This window comes from Citricoccus sp. K5 (assembly GCF_902506195.1).
Classification (GTDB): Bacteria; Actinomycetota; Actinomycetes; order Actinomycetales; family Micrococcaceae; genus Citricoccus.
Genome location: NZ_LR732817.1, coordinates 1,577,168 through 1,589,427, shown reverse-complemented (window position 1 = coordinate 1,589,427; position 12,260 = coordinate 1,577,168). Strand labels below are relative to the sequence as shown.

General features: G+C 69.7%; 11 protein-coding genes. 8 read left to right on the top strand and 3 right to left on the bottom strand.

Annotated features, from left to right (window positions below):
* Positions 1–43 precede the first annotated feature (43 nt).
* Complete coding sequence (locus BOSE125_RS07135) at positions 44–1,117, bottom strand: low specificity L-threonine aldolase (RefSeq protein WP_236557865.1); 1,074 nt, start codon at positions 1,115–1,117, stop codon at positions 44–46.
* On the bottom strand, positions 1,114–1,614 hold the full coding sequence (gene msrB / locus BOSE125_RS07130) for a peptide-methionine (R)-S-oxide reductase MsrB (RefSeq protein WP_371300576.1): 501 nt from the start codon (positions 1,612–1,614) through the stop codon (positions 1,114–1,116). The genes BOSE125_RS07135 and msrB overlap by 4 nt, the downstream gene beginning before the upstream one ends.
* A gap of 121 nt (positions 1,615–1,735) precedes the next feature.
* Between msrB and BOSE125_RS07125 the strand changes: the two genes are divergently transcribed.
* Complete coding sequence (locus BOSE125_RS07125) at positions 1,736–3,061, top strand: alpha/beta fold hydrolase (RefSeq protein WP_201301157.1); 1,326 nt, start codon at positions 1,736–1,738, stop codon at positions 3,059–3,061.
* Between the two features lie 30 nt (positions 3,062–3,091).
* On the opposite strand, the gene BOSE125_RS07120 is transcribed toward BOSE125_RS07125, so the two are convergent.
* A complete protein-coding gene (locus tag BOSE125_RS07120; protein ID WP_201301156.1) occupies positions 3,092–5,140 on the bottom strand; it encodes a M3 family metallopeptidase in 2,049 nt (682 codons plus the stop codon).
* A 236-nt stretch (positions 5,141–5,376) separates the two neighbouring features.
* Between BOSE125_RS07120 and BOSE125_RS07115 the strand changes: the two genes are divergently transcribed.
* The 7 genes from BOSE125_RS07115 (at position 5,377) to secF (ending at position 12,230) form a co-directional block, all read left to right on the top strand.
* The gene (locus BOSE125_RS07115; protein ID WP_159551249.1) at positions 5,377–6,132 is read left to right on the top strand and encodes a YebC/PmpR family DNA-binding transcriptional regulator; all 756 of its coding nucleotides are present in this window, start codon (positions 5,377–5,379) and stop codon (positions 6,130–6,132) included.
* Positions 6,133–6,139: 7 nt separating this feature from the next.
* Complete coding sequence (gene ruvC, locus BOSE125_RS07110) at positions 6,140–6,841, top strand: crossover junction endodeoxyribonuclease RuvC (RefSeq protein ID WP_236557864.1); 702 nt, start codon at positions 6,140–6,142, stop codon at positions 6,839–6,841.
* Between the two features lie 117 nt (positions 6,842–6,958).
* Positions 6,959–7,597 (top strand): Holliday junction branch migration protein RuvA, encoded by a 639-nt coding sequence (gene ruvA / locus BOSE125_RS07105; protein WP_159554860.1) that lies wholly within the window; start codon positions 6,959–6,961, stop codon positions 7,595–7,597.
* A gap of 10 nt (positions 7,598–7,607) precedes the next feature.
* Positions 7,608–8,723, top strand: a complete 1,116-nt coding sequence (ruvB, locus tag BOSE125_RS07100; RefSeq protein ID WP_159551247.1) for a Holliday junction branch migration DNA helicase RuvB — start codon at positions 7,608–7,610, stop codon at positions 8,721–8,723.
* Between the two features lie 173 nt (positions 8,724–8,896).
* Positions 8,897–9,385 carry a preprotein translocase subunit YajC gene (gene yajC / locus BOSE125_RS07095; RefSeq protein ID WP_236557863.1) on the top strand — a complete coding sequence of 163 codons (489 nt, stop codon included), beginning with the start codon at positions 8,897–8,899 and terminating at the stop codon, positions 9,383–9,385.
* Positions 9,386–9,444: 59 nt separating this feature from the next.
* Positions 9,445–11,238 (top strand): protein translocase subunit SecD, encoded by a 1,794-nt coding sequence (secD, locus tag BOSE125_RS07090; RefSeq protein WP_159551245.1) that lies wholly within the window; start codon positions 9,445–9,447, stop codon positions 11,236–11,238.
* On the top strand, positions 11,235–12,230 hold the full coding sequence (secF, locus tag BOSE125_RS07085) for a protein translocase subunit SecF (RefSeq protein WP_159551243.1): 996 nt from the start codon (positions 11,235–11,237) through the stop codon (positions 12,228–12,230). Before secD ends, secF begins: the two co-directional genes overlap by 4 nt.
* Positions 12,231–12,260: the final 30 nt, after the last annotated feature.

The following is a 12,260-nucleotide window of genomic DNA, read 5'->3' as shown; positions in this document are numbered from 1 at the left end:
AAAGCCGCTTCCGCTGGATCCTGAGGCGGCGCGCCGTGGCCCGCTACACGCGCCCCGCCGAGAGGGACGCGGACAGGGCGGACACGAACCCGTCGACGTCCTGCTCGGTGGTGTCCCAGGACGTCATCCAGCGCACCTCGTTCCGCGGGAGATCCCAGTCGTAGAAGGGATAGGCGGCCCGCACGTCAGCCGCGACCGTGGGATCCAGGACGGCCAGGACCTGGTTCGCCTGGGGCGTCTGGGTGAGGGTGACGCCGTCCAGTGCGCCGGCCCCGGCAGCGAGCCGGGCGGCCATGGTGTTCGCATGCCGGGCCGAGCGCAGCCACAGCTCGTCGGTGAGCAGCGCGACCAGCTGGGCGGAGACGAAGCGCATCTTGGAGGCGAGCTGCATGGAGGCCTTGCGCAGGTAGCCCACCGCCTGCCCCGCGCCCTCGTCGCGCCGCCCCCCGGGACCGGACAGGACGGCGTCGGGATTCAGGACCACCACCATCTCGGCACCCAGGGCGCCGTTCTTGGTGCCGCCGAAGGAGACCACGTCCACCCCGGCGTCCACAGTGAAGGACCGCAGGGAGGACCCCAGGGCGGCCGCGGCGTTCGCCAGCCGCGCGCCGTCCATGTAGACAGGCATTCCCAGCGCGTGGGCGTGGTCCGTGACGGCACGGACCTCCTCAGGCGTGTAGACCGTACCCAGCTCCGTGACCTGGGCGATCTCGACGACGGCCGGCTGGGCCCGGTGCACGAAGCCGACCCCGTGGGCCTGGAGGTCGATCAGCTCGGGGGACAGCTTCCCGTCCCCCGTGGGAACCGTGTAGAGCTTCGTGTGGGCGATGCGCTCGGGAGCACCGCCCTCGTCCTGGTGGATGTGGGCCGACTCGGCGCAGATCACGGCTCCCCACGGCGGGAGGAGCGCCTGCAGCGCCAGAACGTTGGCGCCCGTGCCGTTGAACACCGGGAAGGCCTCTGCCTTCTCGCCGAACTCGGCGCGGACCAGGCCCTGGAGCCGCGCGGTCCAGGAATCGTCCCCGTACGCCGGCTCATGATCCACATTGGCCTGACCGAGGGCCGCCAGGACCTCAGGGTGGACGCCCGCGTAGTTGTCCGAGGCGAACCCCCTCACGCGTCGGCCTTCGGCTGGAGCGTCAGGGAGACGGAGTTCATGCAGTAGCGCAGGTCCGTGGGGGTGTCGAAGCCCTCACCCTGGAAGACGTGGCCCATGTGGGAGCCACAGTTGGCGCAGCGGACCTCGATGCGTTCCATGCCCAGGGCGGTGTCCCGGATGTATTCGACGCGGTCCTCGGCCAGAGGGGCGAAGAAGGAGGGCCAACCGCAATTCGCGTCGAACTTCGTGTCCGAGCGGAACAGTTCGGTACCGCAGGCACGGCACGCGTAGACACCCTCGGTCTGGGCGTCCCAGTACTCACCCGTGAAGGGCCGTTCGGTGCCGGCCTGGCGGAGGACCTGGAATTCCTCGGGGCTGAGCCGCTCACGCCATTCGGCGTCCGAACGGTTCCGGGCGGTTGGATCCGGGCTACTCGGGGCGTTCTGTGCCTGACTCGGCTGATCCGGCTGGTCGGCGGGGGAGGAGGAAAGAGGGGTATCGCTCATGACAGCCATAACACCACGAACCGCCCCGTTGTTTCCGCCGCACCTCAGCGGCGGTCCTCCTGGCAGTCCGCTCGGCAGCCCGTCGGGTGCCCGGCTGGCAATGCTGGGCCGGACGTGGACAGAATGGGGCATGACCTCCCGCCCTTCCCGCTCCTCCCGCCCGGCGAGCCGCCGCTCCAAGATCCAGAAGTCCCTCGGACAGGCCGAGCCGGTGATGCGGTGGTCCTCCCTGGCTGCTGTGGGCGGAGTGGTGGCCGGCTCGGTGGCGGCCGGGACCGTGTCCGGGCTGGCCGGCCTCTTCGCCCGTACCGTGGTCACCCCCGTCAAGACCCCGGCCGAGGACCTCGAGGTCCTCGCGGTGGTCCAAGGGGCGTCTGGCCTGGAGATCATCCTGCCCGTGACCGCGGAGACCACCGTCCCCGGGACCTACTCCCTGGTGTTCGACGGCGGCGCGGGGATCGCCCGCATCGGTGCGGTGACCTCGTTCGACCCCCGCGACGGGACAGTCCAGCGGGAGGTCGAGGAGGTCTACAGCGGTGATCTGCACCGTGCCGTCCGCGGCCGGTGGACCGGATTCGTCTACCCCGAGCCGCGCACCCTGGGCTACGAGACCGAGGACGTGCGGATCCCGGTTGAGAACGGCACCGCCCCTGCCTGGCTCGTCCGCCCGGAACCATCCCCGGCCGTCGACGACGCTGCACCTCGGCTCGCCGGCGAAGGGGTGTGGGCCATCATGGTCCACGGCCGCGGCTCCAAGCGCGCCGAAGGCATCAGGGCCATCGGCACCGCCCGGGCCCTGGGGATGACCTCACTGCTGATCTCCTACCGCAACGACGGGGAGGCCCCGGCTGCCGGGGACGGGCGCTACGGCCTGGGCAGTACCGAGTGGAAGGACGTCGAGGCCGCCGTCGCCTATGCGCTCGAGCAGGGGGCCCGCGAGGTGGTCCTGTTCGGCTGGTCCATGGGCGGGGCCGTGTGCCTGCAGATGGCGGACCGCTCCGAGCTGTCCTCCATGGTTGCCGCCATGGTCCTGGATGGGCCCGTCATCAACTGGATCGACGTGCTGGCGCACCAGGCCCGGCTGAACCGGCTGCCGGACGCCGTGGGGCGGCTGGGGCAGTGGCTCATGAGCAACAAGGCCGGACGGTGGGCCACCGGCCTCGCCGCGCCCGTGGACCTCAAGGCGATGGACTGGCTCTCCCGCGCGGACCACCTGCGGGTGCCGACCCTCATCCTCCACTCGGAGGATGACGACTTCGTCCCGGTGGGCCCGTCCATGGAACTCGCCGCCAAGGTCCCCCAGCTGGTCACCTTCGTCCGGTTCCACCTGGCGCGCCATACCCGTGAGTGGAATGTGGACCCGGAGAAGTGGGACCACGCGTGCCGCCTGTGGCTGCACGCCGTGCTGACCTCACCCCGGCCCGGGCTGGCCCAGCTCACGGCCTCCTCCACCTGAGCTGAGCCGCGCAGGCGACGGCACCGGAGCTCAGCCGAGCAGCCCCCGGCGCCGCAACAGGTGCTCCGGGTCCGCATCGCTGCCGCGGAACCGGCGGTAGGACTCCATCGGGTCGCGAGTATTGCCGCGGGCGAGCAACTCGGAACGGAAGCGCTCGCCGTTCTCCCGGCTCAGCCCGCCGTGGGCACGGAACCACTCCACGGTGTCCGCGTCCAGGACCTCGGACCAGAGGTAGGAGTAGTACCCGGCCGCGTACCCGCCGCCGAAGATGTGCTTGAAGTAGCTCGAGCGGTACCGGGGAGCCACGAGGTCCGGATCCAGGCCGGCCGCCCGCAACTGATCGGCCTCGAAGGCGAGCGGATCCTCCACCGTGGCGCCCGGTGCCAGGGAGTGCCACGCGAGGTCCAGCATGGTCGCCCCCAGGTACTCCGTGGTGCGGAAGCCCTCGCCCCACAGCGAGGAGGCCTCGATGGCCGCCAGCACCCCGGGCTCTATCCCCTCCCCGGTCTCCACGTGGCGCGCGTAGGCGGAGACGATCTCCGGCCAGTACATCCACATCTCGTTGACCTGCGAGGGGAACTCCACGAAGTCGCGGGGGACGGCGGTCCCGGCCAGCGTGGCGTACCGGCCGGAGGACAGCAGACCATGCAGGGCGTGGCCGAACTCGTGGAACAGGGTGTTCACCTGGTCCACCGTCAGCAACGCCGGTTCACCGGCTCCCGGCCTCGGGATGTTCAGGTTGTTGCTCACCACCGGGCGCTCGCCGAAGAACGTGGACGCCTCCCGGAACGAGTTCATCCAGGCTCCACCGGACTTCGTGGGACGGGTGAAGAAATCCCCGACGAACAAGCCGAGCTCGTTGCCGTCGGACTCCCGCACCTCCCAGACACGGACATCCGGCTGGTACCCGTGCAGGTCGGGGCGCTCGCGGAAGGTGATGCCGTACAGGGCCGTCGCGGCGGCGAACACCCCCTCGGTGAGAACCCGGTCCAGCTCGAAGTAGGAGCGCAGCGCGGAAGTGTCCACGCGGTACCTCTCCCGCTCGATACGGGCCGCGTAGAACGGCCAGTCCCAGGCTTCCACCGGGTGGCCGGCCGCGGCCTCGATCTCGGCCCTCTCCCGGCGGGCGTTCGCGGTGGCGGCCGGGATGATCCGGGCCAGCAGGTCGCGGACGGCGTCCAGGCTCGGGGCGGTCCGGTCCTGCAGCGCGTAGTCGGCCCAGCTGGAGAAGCCCAGCAGGCCGGCCTTCTCGGCGCGCAGGCCGGCCTGCTCCACGGCCAGGTCCAGGGCGAAGTTCTCCCCCGGGGTGGTGCCGCGCTGCCACGCGGCCTCGTGGACGCGCCGCCGCGACTCCGGGTTCTCGAGGGTCTCCAGCCAGGGCTGGGAGGTGAACATGGACAGCGTCAGGAGGTAGCCGGCGTCGTGCCCGGCGTTCCGGGCCGCGGCCGCGGCCGCGGCGAGGTCCTGCTCGGAGAGCCCGGCCACGTCCCCGGCGGAGCCGAACCAGACGGCCGAGGCTGTGTTCTCCGCGACCATGCGGCGCCCGTACTGGGAGGACAGCACGGCGAGCCGCTCGTTGATGGCCGCCAGCCGCACCTTCGCCTCATGGTCGAGGTCCGCGCCGAGCAGCCGGAAGGTCTTGAGGCTCTCCTCGGCCAGCCGCCGGTCCTCGGACTCCGGCCCGCCGATGCCATCCAGGTCCACCCTCGCCAGTCGGCTGTAGAGGGCCGCGTCGAGGTGGATCGCGTCCCAGTGGGCGGACAGCTCCGGGCTGATCTCCTCGTCGATCTCCTGCCGTGCCTCGGTGCCGTCGGCGGCCACGAGGTTGGAGAAGACCTGGTGCACCCGGCGCAGCAGCTGCCCCGAACGCTCGAAGGCGAGGAACGTGTTCTCGAACGTCGGCTCGGCGGGATCCGCGGTGATCGCCTCGAGTTCGGCGCGGTGTTCGGCCATGCCGGCACGGTAGGCGGGCAGGAAGTGCCCGTCGTCGAGGGCGGCGAAGTCGGGGAGCCCATAGGGCAGCGGGGACGGCGCCAGGAGGGGATTGGTGCTCGTGGCGGAGGAGGTGTCGGTCGTCATAGTCAGCAACTGTTTCACATCTCGCGTCCCCTGGACAGGGGCCGACGGGTCGGACGGACCGCACCGTGTCCCGCACGGAAGGGGCACCGGCGGCTCCTCCCGTAGAATCGAAGCCAGACTTCTGCCCGCAGCGGCAGGGGCCCGGCACCGCGGCGTCCGGGCCAGGACGAACCCGATCATCACCAACAGCCGATGCGGGCCGTGCTCCGGCATGGCCGGCTCGGAGAGGAGAGCACGTGGCAGGGCATTCCAAGTGGGCGACCACCAAGCACAAGAAGGCCATCATCGACTCGCGGCGCGCGAAGGCCTTCGCCAAGTACGTCAAGGGCATCGAGGTGGCGGCGCGTGCCGGCGGGCCGGACCTCGTCGGAAACCCCGCCCTCGAGCTGGCGGTCACCAAGGCCAAGAAGCAGTCAGTGCCGAATGACAACATCGAGCGCGCCATCAAGCGCGGTGCCGGCCTGACCGGTGAGGTCGTCGAGTACACGGAGATCATCTACGAGGTCCGCGGGCCCCAGGGATCCGCCCTCATGGTCGAATGCCTGACGGACAACAAGAACCGTGCTGCCGCGGACGTCCGCACCGCGGTGACCCGCAACGGCGGCACCATGGCCGACTCGGGGTCCGTGGCCTTCCTGTTCAACCGCACCGGCCTGGTCCGGTTGCCGGCCGAGGGACACACCGAGGACGACATCCTGATGGCCGTGCTGGACGCCGGCGCCGAGGAGGTCATGCAGTCCGGGGACTCCTTCGAGATCCTGTGCGACCCCTCCGACCTGCGTGCCGTGGCCACCGCCCTGGAGGAGGCCGGGATCGAGTACGACACGGACGAGATGGAGTTCGTGGCCACCATGAAGGTGGACCTGGACGCCAAGGGCGCCAAGACGTACTTCAACCTGGAGGACGCCCTGGAGGACCTGGACGACGTGCAGAGCGTCTACTCCAACGTGGACATCTCGCCGGAGGTCCTTGCCCAGCTGGACGAGGATTGATCCGCCCTTGACCCTCAGCCCCGGGGCCACGGGACGCCGGGCACCGCGTCCGCTGCGGGTGCTCGGTGTCGATCCCGGCCTGACCCGCTGCGGCATCGCGGTGGTGGACGTGGCGCCCAACCGCACCGCCACCCTGGTGGCCGTGACGGTCGTCGGCTCCCCGGCCGAACAATCGCTCGACCTGCGGCTGCTCGCCATCGACGAGGCCATCAACGAGTGGCTCGACCGCCACAGCCCGGACCACGTGGCCGTGGAGCGCATGTTCGCGCAGAACAACACGCCGACCGTGATGGGCACCGCCCAGGCCTCCGGCGTGGTCATCGCCGCGGCCGCCCGGCGGGGCATCCCGGTGGCGCTCCACACCCCCTCCGAGGTGAAGGCCGCGGTCACCGGCAGCGGCACCGCGGACAAGGACCAGGTCACCGCCATGGTCACCAGGATCCTGCGCCTCGACGCCCCGCCCAAGCCCGCCGATGCCGCCGATGCCCTCGCCCTGGCCATCACCCATGCCTGGCGCGGCGGGCTGATGGGCAGCGGACTGGAGACGGGCAACCTCACCAGCCCCCAGCGTGCCTCGCGGTTCCCGACGCCGGCCGGCGGCTCCGGCGGACGCCGCACCGGGGGATCGACGCCGGCCCAGCAGGCCTGGCTCGCCGCCGAGCAGCGAAGCCGGGGCTCGAAGGGCTGGAACGGCGGTTCCCGGATCTGAACCCCGTGATGGGTTAGGGTCTTCGTAGATACGTTCGAACCGGGCCGCTGTCCGGCACCTGACCCGCTGTCGTCCGGCTGTTGTCCAAATTGCTATTCCGAGAAGAGCGAGTTGAGCATGATTTCGTCCCTGACCGGCACCGTGGAATCCGTGGGGTTGAACCACGCTGTCCTCACCGTGTCCGGCTTCGGCATGCGGTTCTCCGCCACCCCGCAGACGCTGGCCGGGCTCCACCTGGGCGAGGCTGGACGGGTCCTGACCTCCATGGTGGTGCGCGAGGACTCCATGACCCTGTTCGGCTTCGCCACGGAGGACGAGAGGGAGGTCTTCGAGGTGCTGCTCGGGGTCTCCGGCGTCGGCCCCCGGCTGGCCCTGGCCGTGCTGGCGGTCCACGCTCCGGAGGCGGTCCGGGTGGCGGCGTCCACGGGGGACGACAAGGCCTTCACCAAGGTCCCAGGGATCGGACCCAAGGGCGCGCGGCGCATCGTCCTGGAACTGACGGACAAGCTCGTGCCCACGGGGGCGACCGGCCCCGGGACCGAGGACCAGCCGGCCCTGGCCGGCTCCATGCCATGGATGGACCGCGTCCTGGAGGCACTGACCGGCCTGGGCTGGACGGAGAAGGACGCCGAGAAGGCCGTCCGGGACACCATCCGGCATGAGCCCGAACTCGAGGAGTCCGGCACGGTCGCCAGCGTGCTCAAGTCCACGCTGCGCCATCTCGGCCAGGGACAGTCCGCCAGGTCGGGCCGGTAGGCGGTAGCGCATGACGGAACAGCCAGACGGCCGGCTCGTGGCCGGGGCAGCTGAGGGTGAGGAGCGGGAGCTCGAGACCGCCCTGCGTCCCAAGAACCTCGACGACTTCGTGGGCCAGCAGCGGGTCCGCCGGCAGCTATCGCTCGTCCTGGAGGCGGCCCGGTTGCGCGGCCGCACCGCCGACCACGTGCTGATGTCCGGACCGCCCGGACTGGGCAAGACCACCCTGGCCATGATCATCGCGGCGGAGATGAATGCGCCCCTGCGGATCTCCTCCGGACCGGCGATCCAGCACGCCGGCGACCTGGCCGCCATCCTGTCCTCCCTGACGGAGGGGGAGGTGCTCTTCCTGGACGAGATCCACCGGATGTCCCGCCCGGCCGAGGAGATGCTGTACATGGCCATGGAGGACTTCCGGGTGGACATCGTGGTCGGCAAGGGGGCCGGCGCCACCTCCATCCCCCTGGAGATTCCGCCGTTCACGCTGGTGGGGGCCACCACCCGTGCCGGGCTGCTGCCCGGGCCGCTCCGCGATCGCTTCGGCTTCACCGGCCACCTCGAGTTCTACAGCACCGAGGAACTGGAACTGGTGCTGCGCCGTTCCGCCCTGTTGCTGGACATGAAGGTCAACTCCGCGGGGTTCACCCAGATCGCCAGCCGGTCCCGGGGAACGCCGCGCATCGCCAACCGGCTGCTGCGCCGGGTGCGCGACTGGGCCCTGGTCGGCGGACTGGACCAGGTGGACTCGCGCGCCGCCTCCGCCGCCTTGGAGATGTACGAAGTGGATGAGAAGGGACTGGACCGTCTCGATCGCTCTGTGCTCGAGGCCCTATGCCGCAAGTTCGCCGGGGGACCGGTGGGCCTGTCCACGCTGGCCATCGCCGTGGGGGAGGAGACCGAGACGGTGGAGACCGTGGCGGAGCCCTTCCTGGTGCGCGAGGGGCTGCTGGGGCGGACCCCGCGGGGCCGGATCGCCATGCCCGCCGCCTGGGAGCATCTGGGCCTGGCCCCGCCCCCCGATTCCCCGGGTGCGGCGTTCTGGTCGGTTCCGGCGGCACGTGATGCCGGTGCGGACTCCAGCCGGCCAGACGGTGCTGACGAGGCCGACACGCTGTTCGATCCCTGAAGTCGGATTGATCCCTGAACTCGGTCCTGATTTCTGTCCCCGGGTTCGGGGCGTTTCTGGGAAATCGGTGAACAATGTGCCCCGGGAGGGCGCGGCTGAATGGACGGTGCGAACCTACCCGTAGACTAATCGGGTTGTCCTGTGCCCCGACTCTGGAATGTGGTGTCCCCGAAGTGACCCAGCTGATCGCCTCCCCAACTGTCCCGCTTGTCGCCGAAGGCGCCAATCCGGAAGGCGGTGGCGGCCTCCCGTTCGACCCCTTCCTGCTGATCATGCTCGCGATCTTCGCGTTGCTGATCTTCAGCATGTTCCGCCGCAGCAAGAAGGCTCAGCAGCAGCAGCAGCAGCTCCACCAGTCGCTCGCCCCGGGCGTGGAGGTCATGACGACCATGGGCCTGTTCGGCACCATCCTGTCCGTGGACAAGGAAGAGAACAAGGCCGTCATCGAGATCTCCCCGGGTAACACGGCCACCGTGCACCTGCAGGCCATCGGCAAGGCCGTGGACCCCGCCGCCGGTGCCGCCGTGGTGGGTGAGCCGGAGACCACCGTCCCGGATTCCCCGGCCGGCCTGGAAGAGGCCAATGGCGGCACCGACCGCAACGAGACCGATGGCAACGGCCCGGATGATCAGCGTCCCGGCACGGACCGCCCCTCTGCCTGACACCGTCGGACCGAGCAGACGCCCGCCCTCGTCCCGTGAACCGAAAGCCGTAGCCCTCCATGTCAGATAAGACCCCCCGGGGACGCGCCAAGCGCACCCTCTGGTGGCTCGCCGGCCTGATAGTCGCCCTGGCGGCGATCCTCGGTGTCGGCGTGGCCACCGGCCAGGCCCAGTTGGCCCCCAAGCTCGCCCTCGACCTGGAAGGCGGCACTCAGATGGTGCTCGCCCCGGAAGTCACCGGTGGCCAGGAGGTGTCCGGGGAGCAGCTCGACCAGGCGGTGGAGATCATCCGCCAGCGTGTGGACGGCTCCGGTGTCTCCGAGGCGGAGATCACCACCCAGAGCGGTCGCAATGTGGTGGTGTCCCTGCCCGGCGTCCCGGACCAGGAGACCCGTGAGCTGATCCAGGCCTCCGCCAACATGGAGTTCCGTCCGGTCATCACCATGGGTTCCTTCACCGCGACGCCGGAGGACCAGCGGACCCCGGTGGAGGAGTTCCCGGAGCCCACGGCCGAGCCCGAGAACGGCTCGGACCCGAACTGGATCACCCCGGAACTGGCCGCCGAGTTCGAGACCTATGACTGTCCCGCCGTGCTCGAGGACCCGAACCGGGAGCCCCTGCCCACGGACGAGGCTGCGATTGTCTGCGATCCGAATCAGGGCGTGAAGTACATCGTCGGACCGGTGGAGGTCCCGGGCACCGACATCGCCGACGCCGACTACGGCCTGGTCAATACGGCCACCGGCGTGTCCACCAACCAGTGGGCCGTGAACCTGACCTTCAACAACGCCGGCGCGGATGCCTTCCGCGAGGTCACCCAGCGCCTGACCCCCTTCCAGGAGGGCGATCCGCGCAAGCAGTTCGCCATCGTCCTGGACGGCATGGTCGTCTCCGCGCCACAGTCCCAGGCCGTCATCACCGACGGCCGGGCCCAGATCTCCGGTAACTTCACCGAGGAGTCCGCCGCGGCCCTGGCGGAGCAGCTGAAGTACGGCGCGCTGCCGATCAGCTTCACCATCGAGTCTGAACAGCAGATCTCGGCCACCCTCGGTGCCGACCAGCTGCGCCTCGGCCTCATCGCCGGGCTCATCGGCCTGGCACTAGTGGCGGTGTACTCCTTCTTCCAGTACCGCCTGCTGGGGCTGGTCACCATGGCCTCCCTCGTGGTGGCGGGGGTGTTGACCTATCTGGCGATCGTCCTCTTGGGCTGGTCGGACAACTATCGGTTGTCCCTGGCCGGCATAGCTGGTCTGATCGTGGCGATCGGCCTGACGGCGGACTCGTTCATCGTCTACTTCGAACGCATCAAGGACGAGTTGCGGAACGGACGCAGCCTGGCGGAGGCCGTGGAATACGGCTGGCTCCGGGCCAAGCGCACCGTGGTCGCATCCAAGGCCGTCAACCTCCTGGCCGCCGTCGTGCTGTACTTCGTGGCCGTGGGCAACGTGCGCGGGTTTGCCTTCACACTCGGCCTGACTGCCATCGCGGACCTCGTGGTGGTCTTCATGTTCACCCACCCGGTGCTGCAGATGCTGGCGAACACCAGGTTCTTCGGGGGCGGGCACAAGTTCTCCGGACTCGACCCGTCGCTGCTCGGCCGCGAACCCCTGTATCAGGGTGCCGGGAAGGTCCGCGAGTTCAGGCCGGTCCCGGCCGCGACCGGTAAGGCGCCGAAGCGGAGTCAGAAGTCCTCCAAGGAGGCGGCCAAGCGGCAGACGATCGCCGAACGCCGGCGGGCCGAGCAGCTCGCGTCGCTCGGCGGTTCCAGCGCCGCCGGCCCTGCAGTCGAATCGGCAGCCGACTCCGCCGACGGCAGTACCACCTCGACCGATCGGACGGAGGAGCAAAAGTGAGTGCACTGGCCACCTGGGGCAACCAGCTCTACACCGGCAAGCGTTCCTATCCCTTCACCACGAAGTGGAAGACCTGGTTCTCCGTCGCCCTGATCATCCTCGTGGCGGTGGTGGGCCTGACCCTGGCCCGCGGCGGCTTCAACCTCGGAATCGACTTCCGCGGCGGCTCGGAGTTCACGGTGTCCGCGGTGTCCAACACGGACGTGGCCCCCGGTGAGGACGCCGTGCAGGATGCCGTGCCGGAGGCCGAGGCCACCGTCACCAACATCGCGCCGGGCACCATGCGGATCCAGACGGACCTGCTGGACGACGATCAGACGCTGGAGGTCGCTGCGAACCTGCAGGCGGCCTACGGGGTCGAGCAGGACCAGGTGACCTCCAACTTCGTGGGTCCCACCTGGGGCCAGGGGGTGACGCAGCAGGCGCTGCTCGGCCTGGTCGTCTTCATCGTCCTCGTGGCGCTGCTGATGGCCGTCTACTTCCGCACCTGGAAGATGTCACTGGCCGCGGTGATCGGGCTGCTGTACGTGGTGGCGGTGACGGCGGGCATCTATGGTGCCACCGGCTTCGAGGTCACCCCGAGTGCCATCATCGGCTTCCTGACGATCCTGAGCTACGCGCTCTATGACACGGTGGTGGTCTTCGACAAGATCCGGGAGAACACGGAGCACAACCTCGAGGAGACCACCCGGACCTTCCGGGAGAATGTCAACCTGGCGATCAACCAGACGCTGGTCCGCTCGATCAACACCTCCGTGGTGGCCATCCTCCCGGTGGCCTCGATCCTGTTCATCGGCGCATTCCTGCTCGGAGCGGGCACGCTGCGTGATATCTCGCTGGCCATCTTCGTCGGCATCATGGTGGGCACGCTGGCCACGATCTTCATCCAGGCGCCGCTGTACGCGTTGATGCGCAAGGGCGAGCCGAAGATCCAGGCCAATGACGCCAAGGTCCTCGAACGGCGCGAAGCGGAGACGTCGGCTGCAGCCTGACCTGCGCTGATCATCTCCGGTGGCCGGTAC